A 16,089-nucleotide genomic window follows, 5' to 3' on the forward strand; every position below is an offset into this window, starting at 1 on the left:
CCTTCGCCCCGAGAAGGTCCGGGTCGGGTCAGAAAGTGCTGTGCCAGACCAGGGCGGCCGCCAGGGCGCCCATCCCGTTGAGGGACCAGTGCAGCGCGATCGGCGCGATGATGCTGCCGCTGCGGTTGCGCAACCAGGTGAAGACGAAACCCGCCGCCGCCGTCACCAGGACCGCGCCGACCACCCCGATCACCACGCCGAGCACCCCACCGCCGAACAGCCGGGTGAAGCCCACGTTGCTGGCGGTCAGGCCCATCGACGTGGCGATGTGCCACAGGCCGAAGAGCAACGAGCCGGCCGCCGCGACCCCGCGGAACCCCCACGCCCGGGTCAGGGCGCCCTGCAGGACGCCGCGGAAGGCGAGCTCCTCGGGGATGACGGTCTGCAGCGGGATGATCACCATCGAGGCGATCAGGGCACCCGAGAGGGTGGCGTAGTTGTTGTTCAGGAACAGCGGCCGGGTCATCGGCAACGCCACCCCGATCGCGATGACCGTCCCGACCACCAGCACGGCGGCCAGCGCGTAGCCGGCGCCGGACTTCCAGTGTTCCCGGCCCAGCCCCAATTCGGCCCACCCCAGCCCGCGCGAGCGCACCAGGATCACCAGGCCGATGGCCGCGGCCGGCACCGTGGCGATGTTCGCCCACGGGGTGGTGAAGTGGGCGATCAGGTTGGTCAACGCGAGCACCACGATGACGATCGCGATGTCGACATAGGTCCGGAACCGGTTCAGGGCCGTCAACTGGACGAGCAACGGATGCGGCGCATCCGTCGGCACGGCTACCGCGCTTGGCATGGACATAACCGGATCAGCGTACCTGCCGTCGACGGAGATCCTGGTCAGTCGCCGTGCGCGCTATTCGTTGTCGCCGCCGGTCGCCGAACCCGCCGCGGCGCCGGCGACCGTGCCGAGCCGGCGGGCGTCGGGCCACACCCAGTCGCGCACCTCCGGGATGTCGTCGCCGTGCGCGCGGGTGTATTCGCGCGCCGCGATCCGCTTGTCGGACATCTCCTGACGCAGGGTGGCGCAGGTGGACTGCAGCGACGGGACCCGGTCGATGACGTCCATCACCAGGTGGTAGCGGTCCAGGTCGTTGAGCATGACCATGTCGAACGGGGTGGTGGTGGTGCCTTCCTCCTTGTAACCCCGGACGTGCAGGTTCGGGTGGCCGGTCCGGCGGTAGGTCAGGCGGTGGATCAGCCACGGGTAGCCGTGATAGGCGAAGATGATCGGCTTGTCGCGGGTGAAGATCTGGTCGAACTCGCGGGCCGGTAGGCCGTGCGGGTGCTCGGTGCTGTCCTGCAGCCGCATCAGGTCGACGACGTTGACGAAGCGCACCCGCAGCCCCGGCAACCGGGTGCGCAGCAGGTCGGCCGCCGCCAGCGCCTCCAGGGTCGGGACGTCGCCGGCGGCCGCGAGGACGACGTCGGGATCGGTGCCGAGTTCCTCGCTGCCGGCCCAGTCCCAGATGCCCACGCCGCGGGTGCAGTGCGCCACGGCCTGCTCCATGGTCAGGAAGTTGGGCGCGGGCTGCTTGCCGGAGACCACCACGTTGACGTACTGCCGCGAGCGCAGGCAGTGGTCATAGGTGGACAGCAAGGTGTTGGCGTCCGGCGGCAGGTAGACCCGCACCACGTCGGCACTCTTGTTCACCACGTGGTCGATGAAGCCGGGGTCCTGGTGGGAGAAGCCGTTGTGGTCTTGGCGCCAGACATGACTGGACAACAGGTAGTTCAGGCTGGCGATCGGCCGGCGCCACGGGATGTGGTTGGTGACCTTGAGCCACTTGGCGTGCTGGTTGAACATCGAGTCGATGATGTGGATGAACGCCTCGTAGCAGTTGAACATCCCGTGTCGGCCGGTCAGCAGGTAGCCCTCCAGCCAGCCCTGACACTGGTTCTCCGAGAGCATCTCGACCACCCGGCCCACCCGGGCGAGGTGGTCGTCGACCTCGGGGGAGTCGAACTCGGCGTTCCACTGCTTGTCGGTGGCCTCGTACACGGCCTGCAGCCGGTTCGACGCGGTCTCGTCGGGACCGAAGATGCGGAAGTTGTCCGGATTCGACCGCACCACGTCGGCCAGCCACTGGCCGAGGACCTTGGTGGCCTCGGCGACCGTGCCACCCGGCGCGGGTACGTCGACGCCGAAGCGCCGGAAGTCGGGCAGCCGCAGGTCTTTGAGGAGCAGGCCCCCGTTGGCGTGCGGGTTGTCGCTCATCCGTAGCCGGCCCGGCGGCGCCAGCTCGGCGATGTCGGCCTGCAGCCGGCCCTCGGCGTCGAACAGTTCGTGGGGCCGGTAGGAGGCCAGCCAGTCGGCCAGCACCGCAAGGTGTTCCGGGGTGTCCTTGGCGTTCGACAGCGGCACCTGGTGGGCCCGCCAGGAGCCGGTGGTCTTCTTGCCGTCGATCTGCGCCGGGCCGGTCCAGCCCTTGGGCGTCCGGAACACGATCATCGGCCAGCGCGGCCGGTCCTCGTCGCCGGCGGCGGCGCGGGCCTTGATCGCGGCGATCTCGTCGAGAACCTCGTCGAGCAGCGCGGCGAAGCGGCGGTGCGCCTCGGCGGGTGCCGCCGCGGGGTCCTGCGGGTCGTCGGGTACCTCGAAGAAATACGGGCGGTGGCCGTAGCCGATCATCAGGCTGCGCAGTTCCTCCTCCGGAATGCGCGCCAGCACAGTCGGATTGGCGATCTTGTAGCCGTTGAGGTGCAGGATGGGCAGCACCACGCCGTCGGTGCGCGGGTTGGCCAGCTTGTTGGAATGCCAGCTGGTGGCCAACGCCCCGGTCTCGGCCTCGCCGTCGCCGATGACGGTCGCGACCAACAGGTCGGGGTTGTCGAAGGCCGCGCCGTAGGCGTGCGACAGCGCGTAGCCGAGTTCGCCGCCCTCGTGGATGGAGCCCGGTACCTCCGGTGCCACATGCGACGGGATGCCGCCGGGGAAGGAGAACTGCCGGAACAGCCGGCGCAGCCCCTCCTCGTCCTGGGAGACGTCGGGGTAGAGCTCCGAATAGGTGCCGTCCAGGTAGGAGTTGGCCACCAGGCCGGGTCCGCCGTGGCCGGGGCCGGTGACGTACATGGCGGGCTGGCCGCGTTGCCTGATCACGCGGTTGAGGTGGGCGTAGAGGAAGTTCAGCCCCGGTGTGGTGCCCCAGTGGCCCAGCAGGCGCGGCTTGACGTCCTCGGCGGTCAACGGGGTGCGCAGCAGGGGATTGCGCAGCAGGTAGATCTGACCCACCGACAGGTAGTTCGCCGCGCGCCACCACCCGTCGATCCGGTCGAGGGTCGTCTCGTCGGGCTCGGTGCTCTCCGCGGTGGTCCAGGCAGTCATGTCCGCCGGCATTCCCCCATCTCACCGCGAACTACACCTCGGCGGTCCGGAATCGCCGGATGTTCACCCGCAACACACCAGCGGCCCACCGGTTGGTTGGGAGCGGGTCGCTGCGGATATCGTTGCTGCCACAGCGAAAGTTGAGGTGCGATGTCGGGCGACAATTCTCTGTTGGCGGGGCTGCGAGTCCTGGACCTGGCCTGCGGCGCGGGCGATGCCGTGGGCCGCATACTGGCCGACCTCGGGGCCGATGTGATCAAGGTCGAACCGCCCGGCGGGAGTCCGGCGCGTCACACCGCGCCGCGGCTGGCGGGCACCGGCATCGCCTTCGCCGTCCACAACGCGAACAAGGGCAGTGTCGTCCTGGACCCCGCCGCCGACGGGGACCGGGACCGATTGCTGCGGTTGGCCGGCGAGGCCGACATCGTCATCGATTCGGGCATCCCGGGACAGGCCGCCGCATACGGCACCTCCTGCGCCGAGCTCGCCGACCGGTTCGACCATCTGGTCGCGCTGTCGGTGACCGACTTCGGCGCGGCGGGCCCGCGGGCGCACTGGCAGGCCACCGACGCGGTGCTGTACGCGCTGTCCTCGGCCCTGTCGCGGTCCGGGCCGGCGACGGGCACCCCGGTGCTGCCGCCGGACGGTATCGCCTCGGCCACCGCGGCCGTGCAGGCCACCTGGGCCACGTTGGTCGCCTACTACCACCGGTTGCGCACCGGCCGCGGCGACTACATCGACTTCGCCCGGTTCGAGGCGGTCCTGCTGGCGCTCGACCCGCCGTTCGGTTCGCACGGGCAGGCCGCGGCCGCCGGCGGAGCCGAGAAGTGGCGGGGCCGTCCGCGCAATCAGGACGCGTACCCGATCCTGCCGTGCGCCGACGGTTATGTGCGCATGGTGGTCCTGGCGCCGCGGCAATGGCACGGGCTGCGGGCCTGGCTGGGGGAGCCCGAGCAGTTCCAGGACCCCAAGTACGACACGATCATCGAGCGGTTCCTGGCCTGGAAAGAGATCGGCGCGCTGCTGATCGAGAAGTTCGCCACCATGACCATGACCGAGATCGCCGATGCCGCACAGGCTTACGGCGTTCCGGTGGCCGCGGTGCTCGACCCCTCCGATGTCGGTGACTCGGAGCACTTCGCCGCCGTCGGCGCGTTCACCGAAACCGAACTGGTGCCCGGCGCCGGCGCACGGGTCCCGGTCGGCTACTACACCGCCGATGGTGCCCGCCTCGGGTTCCGCAGCCCCGCCCCGGCGATCGGCGCCGGACCCGACGAGTGGCCGCAGCGCCCGGCGCGTGAACTGCGCATCGAGGACCGCGGTGACCAGCGTGACGGCCTGCCGTTCTCGGGACTGCGCATCGTCGACCTGGGCATCATCGTCGCCGGCGGCGAGTTGAGCCGGCTGTTCGGCGATCTGGGCGCCGAGGTCATCAAGGTCGAGAGCGCCAAGTTCCCGGACGGGCTGCGGCAGGGCCGGCCCGGTCAGGTGCTCAGCGAGTCGTTCGCGTGGACCCACCGCAACAACGTCGGCCTGGGGCTGGAGTTGCGCACCCCGGGCGGCGCGGAGGTCTTCGAGCAACTGGTGGCCCGCTCCGACGCGGTGTTCGCCAACTTCAAGCCCGGAACCCTTGCCGGACTCGGCTTCACCTACGAACGGCTGCAGAAGATCAACCCCGCCGTCGTGCTCGCGGAGAGCAGCGCCTTCGGCGATACCGGGCCGTGGAGCGCCCGGATGGGCTACGGCCCGCTGGTGCGCGCGAGCACCGGCGTGACCAGCCTGTGGACCGCGCCGGACGGCGCCGCCGAGCCGGGCCGCCACCCGTTCTACGACGCCACCACGGTCTTCCCCGACCACGTGGTGGGACGGATCACCGCGATCGGCGCGCTGGCCGCGCTGATCCACCGGGCCGCCACCGGGGCCGGCACCCACATCCACGTCTCGCAGGCCGAGGCCGGCATCAACCAGCTCGACACGCTGTTCGTCCGGCAGCGCGCCCTGCAGGAAAACCCCGCCGCCGTCGAGATCGGTGCCGCCGCCGACGGCGTGTACCCCTGCCAGGGCGACGACGAGTGGGTGGTGATCTCGCTGCGTGACGAGGCCGACCGCCGCGCCGCCATCGCCGCGATCGGCGACCCCGCCGGCTGGGCGGACTGGACGCGCGGCCGGACCCCCACCGAGGCGGCCGAGGCGCTGCAGGCCGCGGGAGTGCCTGCCGCGCCGATGAATCGGCGCCCCGAGGTGCTCACCGACCCCCAGGTGTGCGCGCGCGGGACCTACCAGGAGATGCGCCATCCGCTGATCGAGCAACCCCTGCCCGCCGAAGCCGGGCCGGCGCCGTTCCGTCGCATCGGCAAGGCCCTGCAGGAGCCGGCGCCGATGCCCGGTCAGCACACCCGTGAAGTCTGCCGCGACGTCCTCGAGTTGGACGACGAGCGGGTCGATCAGTTGATCGCCGACGGCGTGTTGTTCAGCGCCGCCGAGAGGGTCCCGACAGGATCCTGATCCCACGCCCCGACACCGGCGCCGCGGCACGGCGCCAAACCCCACCGCTGAAAGGTCTTCTCGCATGTCTCTGGATCCCAGAACGCCGGTCCTCGTCGGATACGGCCAGGTCAACCAACTCGACGGCACCGCCGACCCGCAGGAGCCGGTGGCGCTGATGGCGGCCGCGGCGCGCGAGGCGGCGGATCCGCAGGTGCTCGCCGCCGTCGACGCCATCCGGGTGGTCAACCTGCTGTCGTGGCGGTACCGGGATCCCGGCCTGCTGCTCGGTGAATTGATCGGCGCGGACAACCCCGCCACCCGCTACACCGGGGTCGGCGGCAACGTGCCGCAGTCGCTGGTCAATCAGGCCTGCCTGGACATCATCGGCGGAACGGCCGAGGTGGTGCTCGTCGCCGGGGCCGAGACCTGGCGCAGTCGCAAGCGCCTGAAGGCCGCCGGGGTACGCCCGGACTGGTCCAAGCAGGACGACTCGGTGCCGGTTCCGCCGGGCGCGGAGGACGCGGTCGAGATGAGCAGCCCGGCCCAGGACCGGATCGGCCTGGCCCTGCCCTCGCACGTCTACCCCTGGTTCGAGGAGGCGCTGCGCGTGGCCGCCGGCGAGACCCAGGACGAGCACCGCCGCAAGATGGGTGCGCTGTGGGCGCGGTTCAACGAAGTCGCCCAACACAATCCGCACGCCTGGAGCAACAAGGCGTGGACGGCCGAACAGATCGTCGAGCCCGGCCCCGACAACCGGATGATCAGCTGGCCCTACACCAAGCTGCTGAACTCGAACAACATGGTCGACCAGGGCGCGGTGCTCATCCTCACCTCGGTCGAGAAGGCGACCGCGCTGCAGATCCCGCGGGAACGCTGGGTGTTCCCGTGGGCGGGCACCGACGCCCACGACACCTACTCGATCGCCGAGCGGCTCGACTACCACCGGTCCCCGGCCATCCGAGTCGGCGCCGCGCGGGCCCTGGAGCTGGCCGGCCTGGGCATCGACGACATCGACCTGATCGACATCTATTCCTGCTTCCCGTCGGCGGTGCAGGTGGCCGCCGCGGAGATCGGCGTGCCCATCGACGACCCGGCCCGGCCGCTGACCGTCACCGGCGGCCTGACCTTCGCCGGTGGTCCGTGGAACAACTACGTCACCCACTCCATCGCCACGATGGCCGAGAAGCTGGTGGCCGCCCCGGGCACCCGCGGCCTGATCACCGCCAACGGCGGCTACCTGACCAAGCACGCGTTCGGCGTCTACAGCACCGAACCGCCCAGCGGCGGCTTCCGCTGGGAGGACGTGCAGGACACGGTCGACGCCGAGCCGACGCGGCGCTCGCTGGTGGACTGGACCGGTGTCGGCACGCTGGAAACCTGGACCGTGCCGTTCGACCGGGACGGCGCCGCGGTGAACGCCTTCATCGCCGTTCGCACCCCCGACGACGGCCGGGTGCTGGCGCTCGTCGACGACGCCGCTGCGGCCGCCGCACTGGTCGACAGCAACGCCGCCGACCCGGCCGGGGCAAAGGTCGAGGTGCGCGCGGACGGCAAGGCCGCCCTGCTGTAGCCCACGGCGGCGGGGTTGGGCGGAAACCGCTCCGCCGCGCGCCGCCGGGGCCTATCGTCTTTCACGTACCGATGGGGGTCGGGGACGATGAAGATCGTGATCACTGGCGCGACCAGTGCGCTGGGGCGTGCCGCGGCGACGCAGTTGTCCGGCGCCGGGCACCGCGTGACCGGCGTGGCGCAGCAACCCCATCCGTGTCTCGATCCCGGCGTCGATCTGACCTGTATGCCGCTGGACTCACCGGCGCTGCGCGACGTGGTGGCCGGCGCCGACGCGGTGATCCATCTGGCACCGGTGGAGCCCGGGGGCGAGCACAGCGAGGGGTTGATCGGACTGCTGCGCGTCGCTGACGCGACGGCGCGGGCCGGGGCCCGGCTGCTGTTCGTGTCCCAGGCTGCCGGCGACCCGTTGCTGTACGGCCGCGCCGAGGAACTGGTGTCCTCGAGTTGGGCACCGAGCCTGGTGATCCGGTGCGCGGCCCTGCTCGGCCGCCGCCCCGACTGGGCGGTGTCCCGCACGGTCGCCACCGTGCGCGGTGCGCGCTGCGCCACGCCGATCCCGGTTCTGCACATCGACGACCTGTGCCGGTTCCTGGTGCGTTCCGTCGGCTCGCACCGAACGGGCACGGTGGACCTCGCGGCCCCCGCGCCGCTGCCGGCCTCCTCGGCCCGACGGTGGCTGGGGCGGGTAAAGGTCCGCCGCGCGCCCGCCTGGACGCTCGTCGCCCCTGCGATGGATGTTGCTGCCCTGCAACGTGATTGGGAGTTCACCTGCGGGTGGACGGCGGCGGACGCGTGGTTCGACGCCGGGCGATTGCCGGCCGGTGATCGGTGGGGGCACGCGGAGCCCCTCGCGCGGGCGCGGGCCGGGATCGGCGGGCACGCCGCGTCCGCCGCGGCGGGGGAGTTCGACGACGTCATCGATCCGCGGTTCGCCGTGTTCGACACCCGCGGCAGCACCGATGCGCTGCCGGGGCCGCTGACCCCGATGTCACTCGACGTCCAGTTCGGCGCGCTGCGCGCCGCGCAGCGCGCCACCGGCGAGATACTCGGGTTGCGTGGCGACCTGGCCGAGGAATGGCAGCGCCGCGGCACCGCGGTCTTCGGCCACCGGTTGTTCACCGGTCGCACGGTCAGCGAGGAGGTCGCGGCGGCCATCGGGCGCACCGGGCAGCGGGCCGCGCTGCTGCCCCGCGCGGTCGCCGTGGCCCGGGACCATCACCGCTGGTGTGCTGCGTACGCGGCGCAGTGCGGACAGCACCCGCGATGGGCCGGGGAGTCCGACGCGGTGCTCGACACCCGGATGCTGTTGCTGCGGGACCAGATTCAGCACGGCTGGGCCTTGGCGGGCGTCGGTGCGGCGGTCGAGGGTCTGCTGGCGGGCGCGGGACGTCCGGGCCCGCCGGCGACGGCGGAGATCACCGCTGCGCGGCAGTGGGCGGACGGCACCGCGACCCTCGAACTGGCCAACCCGTTGGTCGCCGAGGTCGCTGTGGCGAAGGTGGTGCCCTCGGTGCGGGCGTCCCGGTCGTTCCGGATGGCCGAGGCGGTCGGGGCCTCGCGCGGGGTCGCCTGGGGCGCGGCGGTGTTCTTCACGAATGAACTCCGAGGGGCGTTGTGCGAGAAGGGGAGTCGGCTGGCGGCGCGCCGCATGCTGGCGTCGGCCGACGACGTCTTCTATCTGACGCTGGCCGAGGCGGTCACACCCCCCGCCGATGCCCGGTTGCGCGTCGCGCGCCGGCGCGCCGAGCGGGAACGGTTGCAGGCGCTGAACATGCCGGACGTCATCGACGGTTGGTGGTCGCCGCTGCCCGATGCCGCGCCCGCGCCGGCCAGCGTGGCCGGCGAGCCGAACCGGATGTTGGAGCCGGCCGCGGTGGCGCTGCGCCGGGTCAGCTCAATGTGGCGGGATCGAGCGGCCTTCGGGACCTGATCATCTCCTTGATGTCGTCGAGGCCCTCCCAGATGTTGACGTTCATCCCGGCCCGCACCCGGTCCTGATCGTCGAGCCAGAAGGCGGTGAACTCGCGGCCGTTCGTAGGGCAGCCGGGACGCCGCGGGTCCGCTGCCGGGAGCTTCCGGCGGAGGTGGGGTAGTCGAGCGCCCTCAGTCGAGGTCGACGCGGATGGTCAGCAGGTTGCTGCCCATGGCGCGCACCATGGCGCTGTTCATCCCGGGCAGTTCGCGCAGCCGGGCGATCGGGTCGTCGTCGGGCAGCAGCACGGCGGTGCCGGACCGCCAGCGACCGCCCTGGCGCACCCGCACCGCCGGATTCGCCTTGATGTTGCGCACGTAGTCGGAGTGCTCGCCGTGCTCGGAGACCAGCCAGAACTGATCGCCGATCAGCCGTCCACCGACCGCGGTGCGGCGGGGCTGCCCGGATTTGCGCCCGGTGGTCTCGATCATGGTGGTCGGCGACATGCGGCCGACGGGGTTGACGAGGTAACGCTGAATCGGATGCACGACGCGGCGCTTGAGATCGGTCAAGTCCAGCATGGGTGTTGTCCGTTCCTCGGGAATGCTCCGGTTTCCGAGTCTAGGGACATTCGACAATGCCGTCAGGGTTGTGATCACGGCAGCGATCACAACCCTGACGGCGATCCGGCGTCACGCCGCGCTGACGACCTCGGCCGGCAGCGGTTCCAGCGCCGCGGCGACGATGTCGGCGACATCGGTCATGGGCCTGACCTCCAGCGCGGCCAGCACCTCGGCGTCGACGTCGTCGAGGTCGGCCTCGTTGCGCTGCGGGATGAACACCGTGGACAGCCCGGCACGCTGGGCGGCCAGCAGCTTCTGCTTGACGCCGCCGATCGGCAGCACCCGGCCGTTGAGCGTCACCTCTCCGGTCATCCCGACGTCGCCGCGCACCTGGCGCCCCGTCGCCATCGAGACCAGCGCGGTCACCATCGTCACGCCCGCCGACGGGCCGTCCTTGGGCACCGCGCCGGCCGGCACGTGCACATGGATGTTCCGGTCCAGCGCGGCCGGGTCGACGCCGAGTTGCTCGGCGTGCGAGCGCACGTAGGACAGCGCGATCTGAGCGGACTCCTTCATCACCTCGCCGAGTTGGCCGGTGAGGGTCAACGTCGGTTCCCCGCCCGTCCCGGTCCCGGCGGCGCCGGCCTCGATGTAGAGCACGTCGCCGCCGAGCCCCGTCACGGCCAGCCCGGTGGCGACCCCGGGGACCGCGGTGCGCTCGGCCGATTCCGGCAGGAACCGCGGCCGTCCCAGGAAGGCCACCAGGTCGGGTTCGTCGATGATGATCGGCGCCTCGGCGTCCGCGCCGGCCAGCAGGGTCGCCGCCTTGCGCAGCGCCTTGGCCAGCAGCCGCTCGAACTGGCGCACCCCCGGCTCGCGGGTGTAGTCGGCGGCGATCTTGCGCAGCGCCGCGTCGCTCACCCGAACCTCGCCCTCGGACAGGGCCGCGCGCTCACGCTGCCGGGGCAGCAGATAATCGCGGGCGATCGCCACCTTGTCGTCCTCGGTGTAGCCGTCCAGGTTCACCAACTCCATCCGGTCCAGCAGCGGTCCCGGGTTGTTCTCGATCACGTTGGCGGTCGCCAAGAACACCACATCGGACAGGTCCAGATCCAAGTCCAGGTAGTGGTCGCGGAACGTGTGGTTCTGCGCCGGATCGAGCACCTCCAGCAGCGCCGCGCTCGGGTCGCCCCGATAGTCGGAACCGACCTTGTCGATCTCGTCGAGCAGCACCACGGGGTTCATGGAGCCGGCCTCGCCGATCGCGCGGACGATCCGGCCCGGCAGCGCCCCGACGTAGGTGCGACGGTGGCCGCGGATCTCGGCCTCGTCGCGCACCCCGCCGAGCGCCACCCGGACGAACTTGCGACCCAGAGCGCGGGCCACGGATTCACCCAGCGACGTCTTGCCGACGCCCGGGGGACCGGCGAGCACCATCACCGCGCCGGAGCCGCGACCGCCGACGACGGCCAGCCCGCGCTGGGCGCGCCGCGCCCGCACGGCCAGGTACTCGACGATGCGTTCCTTGACGTCGTCGAGCCCGTGATGGTCGGCGTCCAGGATGGCCCGGGCCCCCGCCAGGTCGGTGGAGTCCTCGGTGCGGACGCCCCACGGCAGGTCCAGCACCGTGTCCAGCCAGGTGCGGATCCAGCCGCCCTCCGGGCTCTGGTCGCTGGTCCGTTCCAGCTTGTCGACCTCGCGCAGCGCGGCGTCGCGGACCTGCTCGGGCAGGTCGGCGGTCTCGATGCGGGACCGGTAGTCGGCCACCCCGCCGGCGCCGTCGGCGCTCGAGGGGTCCAGCTCGCCGAGTTCCTTGCGGATGGCGGCCAGCTGCTGGCGCAGCAGGAACTCCTTGTGCTGCTTGTCCATTCCGGTGCGGACGTCCTCGGCGATCTTGTCGGTGACCTCCACCTCGGCGAGGTGCTCGCCGGTCCAGTCGATCAGCAGCCGCAGCCGCTCGGCGACGTCGGTGGTCTCCAGCAGTTCGCGCTTCTGCTCGGCGCTGAGATAGGACGCGTAGCCGGCGGTGTCCGCCAGCGTCGACGGATCGGCTATGCCGTTGACGTAGTCGATGATCTGCCAGGCCTCGCGCCGCTGCAGCATGGCCAGCAGCAGCTTCTTGTATTCGCCGGTCAGGGCCTTGACGTCGGCGCCCGACCCGGCGGTGTCCTCGTCGGCCTCGGTGACCTCGACCCACAGCGCCGCGCCGGGGCCGGTGGTGCCGGCGCCGATGTGCGCGCGGCGCTCCCCGCGGACCACGGCGGCCTGACCGCCGCTGCCGGGCATGCGCCCGACCTGCAGGATCGAGGCCAACACGCCGTGGGTGGGGTAGCGGTCGTCGAGGCGGGGCGCGATCAACAGCCGCGCCGAGGTGTCGTGGGCACTGGCCTGCGCGGCCTCGACGGCGGCCTGTGCGGCGTCGTCGAGGGCGATCGGCACGACCATGCCGGGCAGCACGATCGGTTCGGTCACGAACAGGACGGGAACCGCGACCGGCGCAGCGGTGGTTTCGGACATCGGACCTCCAAAGTTGATTCTCCTGCGCTCAACCTTGGTGGTGGTGGATTTGTTCCCGGTGCCCGCTTCAGTTGACGTCGGCCTGCGCGCGGAGCGCCTGACGGAAATCGTGCCGGCGCTCGTCGATGACGCGGCCGATCTCGTGCAGCATGCCGGGGCGCCCGCTGGTCAGCTTCTCGAGTTCCGCGCGGCCGACCTCGAGCATGGTCACCTCGCCGACGGCGACCGCACTGGCCGCGGTCGGTTCGCGGGTCAGGCACGTCTGGCCCACGAAGTCCCCCGTTTCCAGCAGCCGCACGGTGATCTTTCCACCGTGGTCGTCGGCGGCGAGGAGGCGAACCTTGCCGCTGACCACGAACCGCATCGACTCGGGCACGCTGCCCACGGCCTGGACCTGTTCGTCGGCGCCGAAGCGGATCAACCGGACCTTGTCCAGCAGGAAACGGTGATCGGCGGGCGTCAGGCGCAGCGAGCGGGTGGCGACGGGCAGGGCCTCCCACAGCCGCTTCTCGGTGGAGTAGTCATCCTCGGCGCCGTCGAGATGCAGTTCGGCGCGCCGCGCCGCGTACCAGAGCCAGCGCAGGAAGGTGGCCTTCGCGGCGCCGTCGTCCGACGGGCTGCGCAACGGGATCGAGGTCCGATATGCGCCGCCGCCCAACGGGACCGAGGTCGGTGGCGTGTCGGCGCGGTGCGGCAACCCCGCGGCCACCGCGGTCAACACCGCACACACCCGGTCGGGCGGGTCCGAGGCGCCGAAGCTGGTTTCGACGAGGATCCGGTGGGCGGTGGCCGGTCGGCTCAGGTTCGTGAACGACGCACCGGCCAGCACGGAGTTCGGGGTGATGGTCAGCCCGTCGCCGGTCTCGATGTGCACCGAGCGCCAGTTGACCTCCCGCACCCGGCCGCGCCCGGCCGGGGTGTCCAGCCAGTCGCCGAGCTGGAACGGCTGCTCGAAGAGCATCAGCAGCCCGGAGATGATCTGGCCCACCGAGTTCTGCAGCGCGAGGCCGAGCACGATCGAGGTGACGCCCAGCGCGGCGAACAGGCCGCCGACGTTGGCTCCCCAGACGTAGGAGAAGATCAGCGCCAATCCCAGGATGATCAGCACCACCCGCGCGACATCGAGGAAGATCGACGGAATCCGCTTGCGCCAGCTGCCTTCCGGGGCCCGCTGGAACAACGTGGCGTTGGTCCCGGACAGCAGCAGGATCAGCACGGTGAAACCCAGCGCCGTGGCCACCACCCGAGTCGAGGTCGCCTCCGGCGACACGTCGGAGGCCTTGACCATCAGCACCAGCAGGGCGCCCAGTGGCAGCACGTAGATACGAATCAGGTTGACCGGCCGGGCCAGATGGCTGCCACGCTTGACCAGCACGTGGTGCAGTTCGGTCAGCGCCACCAGCAGGGCGGGTAGGCCGACCGCGACGGCGACGGCCCAGTAGAACCAGGACGAGCCCAGCAGGGAACCCATCAGGACGACTCCGCCAGCCGCCAGATGGTCGCGCCGGCACCGCCCTTGGCCGTGTCGCCGTTGATCTCCCCGGCCTCCTTGAACTGCCGGGTATCGCGCATAACGTCGTACACCGCGCTGGTGACGTAGATGCCCGGCTGAGTCGGACCGCTCTGCGCCTGGTACGCGAGATTCACCGCGGCGCCCCACATGTCGTAGATGACGTGGGTGCGGCCGACCAGCCCGGAAGTGACGGCCCCGGTGTCGATACCGGCCCGCAGCGCCAGCCGGTGCCCGGTCTGCGCGTTGAACCGGTCGATGATCCGTTGCATCTCGACGGCGAAATCCAGGGTGCGGCCGATGTTGTCCAGCCGGGGCACGTTCAGGCCGCAGCTGGCCAGGTAGCCGTTGCGCATGGTGCGCACCCGCTCCACGCCGATGTTCTCGGCCGCCGCGTCGAACTGACGGAACAACTGATTGACCGCCGCCAGCAGATCCTCGGAGTCCAGTTGCGTGGACAACTCGTCGAGCCCGACGATGTCGGCGAAGATGACGGTGACGTCTTGGTGGTCCTGCGCCACCACCTCGTCGCCTTCACGGTACCGGTCGACGACCTTGGCCGGCATCAGCGACAGCAGCAGCTGATCATTCTCCTTGCGCTGCTGGTTGATCAGCTCCTCTTTGACCCGCAGATTGCGGGACATGTCATTGAATGAGACGGTCAGATCACCGAATTCGTCGTGCGAGGTCACCGGCAGGGTGGTGTCCAGGTCGCCCGCGCTGATGCGCTGGGCCCCGGCCTCGAGCCGGCGGATGGGCTGGACGAACATGCGCGCCAACCACATCGAGGCCAGACACACCAGGAAGATGATGCCGACCGTGGACAACACCAGGTTGCGAGTGAACCGCTGCACCGGGGCGAACGCCTCGTCGGTGTCGACGGTGGCCACGATGCTCCACTGCACGCCGGGCATGTCGACCGGGCCGTAGGCCATCAGGGTTTCGTGGCCCAGGTAGTCGCGCTGGACCAGCGTCCCGCTCTCGCCGCGCCTGGCGCGTTCGAAGGCTTCACCGGTAACGGGTTGGATCAGCGTGGTGCCGCCGGCCTCGATGGCGCGGTCCGCCACGTGGGCGGGGGTTCCGTTGGCGATGACGAGACGCTTGTATTCCTCCGGATCCTGCAGGAACAACCGGGAATCGGTACGCATCAGGTCGTCGGGTCCGACCAGGAACACCTCGCCGGTCTCGCCCATGCCCACCGCCTCCCATTGCCGGTTGGCGGTCATCGTGGCGTTGAGTTTCTCTATGGGGAACTGCAGTGCCAGCACACCCTCGATCCGGCCGGCCTCGCCGATCGGCGACATCAACCAGGCGACCGGTTCGTTGTAACTCGGCAGGTACTGGTCGAAGTCGGTGACCATGACGAAATCGACGTTGTGCGAGGTGATCACCTTGTCGAAGGCGTCGGTCAGCTTTGCGTCGCGGTAGGGCCCGTCCAGGATGTTGGTGCCCAGATCGACGCCGCGGTAGGCGCTGTAGACCACCGTGCCGTCCAGGTCGATCAGCAGCGCGTCGTCGTACTCGAAGCGGGTAACGATCTCCCGGAAGAAGTCGTGGTATCGCGCGCTGGTGGCCGACCAGGCGCTGCCGTCGCCCGCGTCGCTGACGTCGATCGAATAGTTCTCGATGTCATAGGGCGCGGTGTAGACGGCCTGCAGATAGCGCTGCGCCTGCGATGTCGGCAACAGGCCGTCCACGTCGAGGTCCTGGCCGGTGATGGAGTCGGCGCGGGGCTTGAATTTGGTTTCGTAGTAGGTCTCGATCGCCCGCTGCTGGGCCGGGGTGACGGTGACATCCTCGCCGTTCAGTTCGGCGAAGGCGCGCTTGAAGTCCCGCATCGCGTTCACGGTGCTGGCGCCTCGGGTGTAGATCACCAGCGAATCGGTGAGTTCCTGGGCCTGTGTCTCGGTCAACCGCGTCGAACGCTCGCGGATCTCGATCAGCCGGTCGAAGGCGGCCTCGCGCAACGAGCTTCGGCCCGACTCGTAGCCGATGAAACCGACCACCGCCGCCGAGACGACGCTGGTCACCAGAAGCATCACCAACAGCTTGGACTGGATGCTCATCCGCGACACCCTGTGACCGCGCCAACGCCGAGCAAAGTCGGTAAGGCTGCGGGGGTCGGTAGTAGCGGTCTCTTGTCCTGGGGGCGGCTCCGTTGCCGTCATCGCTTCACCACGGCAGCAGAGTAGCGCCTTTGCGG

The 16,089-nt window shown here is 70.6% G+C and carries 9 protein-coding genes and 1 pseudogene; 3 read left to right on the forward strand and 7 right to left on the reverse strand.

The features are described 5' to 3' along the window. Positions 1–28: 28 nt before the first annotated feature. Both R2K23_RS11085 and R2K23_RS11090 read right to left on the reverse strand, forming a co-directional pair. Entirely contained in the window at positions 29–796 is a 768-nt protein-coding gene (locus R2K23_RS11085) for a CPBP family intramembrane glutamic endopeptidase (RefSeq protein ID WP_316516659.1), read from the reverse strand. A 60-nt stretch (positions 797–856) separates the two neighbouring features. Beyond that, the gene (locus R2K23_RS11090) at positions 857–3,325 is read right to left on the reverse strand and encodes a phosphoketolase family protein (protein WP_316516661.1); all 2,469 of its coding nucleotides are present in this window, start codon (positions 3,323–3,325) and stop codon (positions 857–859) included. A 150-nt stretch (positions 3,326–3,475) separates the two neighbouring features. Here R2K23_RS11090 and R2K23_RS11095 point away from each other — a divergent pair, with 150 nt between their 5' ends. From R2K23_RS11095 to R2K23_RS11105, 3 genes are all read left to right on the forward strand, one after another. After that, a complete protein-coding gene (locus R2K23_RS11095; protein WP_316516662.1) occupies positions 3,476–5,830 on the forward strand; it encodes a CaiB/BaiF CoA transferase family protein in 2,355 nt (784 codons plus the stop codon). Between the two features lie 64 nt (positions 5,831–5,894). Then, positions 5,895–7,382, forward strand: coding sequence for an acetyl-CoA acetyltransferase (locus tag R2K23_RS11100; protein ID WP_316516663.1), 1,488 nt, complete (start codon positions 5,895–5,897; stop codon positions 7,380–7,382). Positions 7,383–7,469: 87 nt separating this feature from the next. Then, positions 7,470–9,314: an NAD-dependent epimerase/dehydratase family protein gene (locus R2K23_RS11105; RefSeq protein WP_316516664.1), complete on the forward strand. Its 1,845-nt coding sequence runs from the start codon at positions 7,470–7,472 to the stop codon at positions 9,312–9,314. Here R2K23_RS11105 and R2K23_RS11110 read toward each other — a convergent pair. From R2K23_RS11110 to R2K23_RS11130, 5 genes and pseudogenes are all read right to left on the reverse strand, one after another. After that, positions 9,274–9,411 (reverse strand): annotated as a pseudogene (locus R2K23_RS11110) (NAD(P)/FAD-dependent oxidoreductase); the annotation flags it as partial. The gene R2K23_RS11105 and the pseudogene R2K23_RS11110 sit on opposite strands and share 41 nt — an antisense overlap. A gap of 76 nt (positions 9,412–9,487) precedes the next feature. Beyond that, positions 9,488–9,877 (reverse strand): nitroreductase family deazaflavin-dependent oxidoreductase, encoded by a 390-nt coding sequence (locus tag R2K23_RS11115; protein ID WP_316516665.1) that lies wholly within the window; start codon positions 9,875–9,877, stop codon positions 9,488–9,490. 111 nt (positions 9,878–9,988) lie between these two features. Further along, positions 9,989–12,376: an endopeptidase La gene (lon, locus tag R2K23_RS11120; RefSeq protein ID WP_316516666.1), complete on the reverse strand. Its 2,388-nt coding sequence runs from the start codon at positions 12,374–12,376 to the stop codon at positions 9,989–9,991. A 67-nt stretch (positions 12,377–12,443) separates the two neighbouring features. Continuing rightward, entirely contained in the window at positions 12,444–13,847 is a 1,404-nt protein-coding gene (locus tag R2K23_RS11125) for a mechanosensitive ion channel family protein (protein ID WP_316516667.1), read from the reverse strand. Beyond that, complete coding sequence (locus R2K23_RS11130) at positions 13,847–16,054, reverse strand: adenylate/guanylate cyclase domain-containing protein (protein WP_396893429.1); 2,208 nt, start codon at positions 16,052–16,054, stop codon at positions 13,847–13,849. The genes R2K23_RS11125 and R2K23_RS11130 overlap by 1 nt, the downstream gene beginning before the upstream one ends. Positions 16,055–16,089 lie beyond the last annotated feature (35 nt).

Source organism: Mycolicibacterium sp. MU0050, assembly GCF_963378085.1.
GTDB classification, from domain to species: domain Bacteria; phylum Actinomycetota; class Actinomycetes; order Mycobacteriales; family Mycobacteriaceae; genus Mycobacterium; species Mycobacterium wendilense.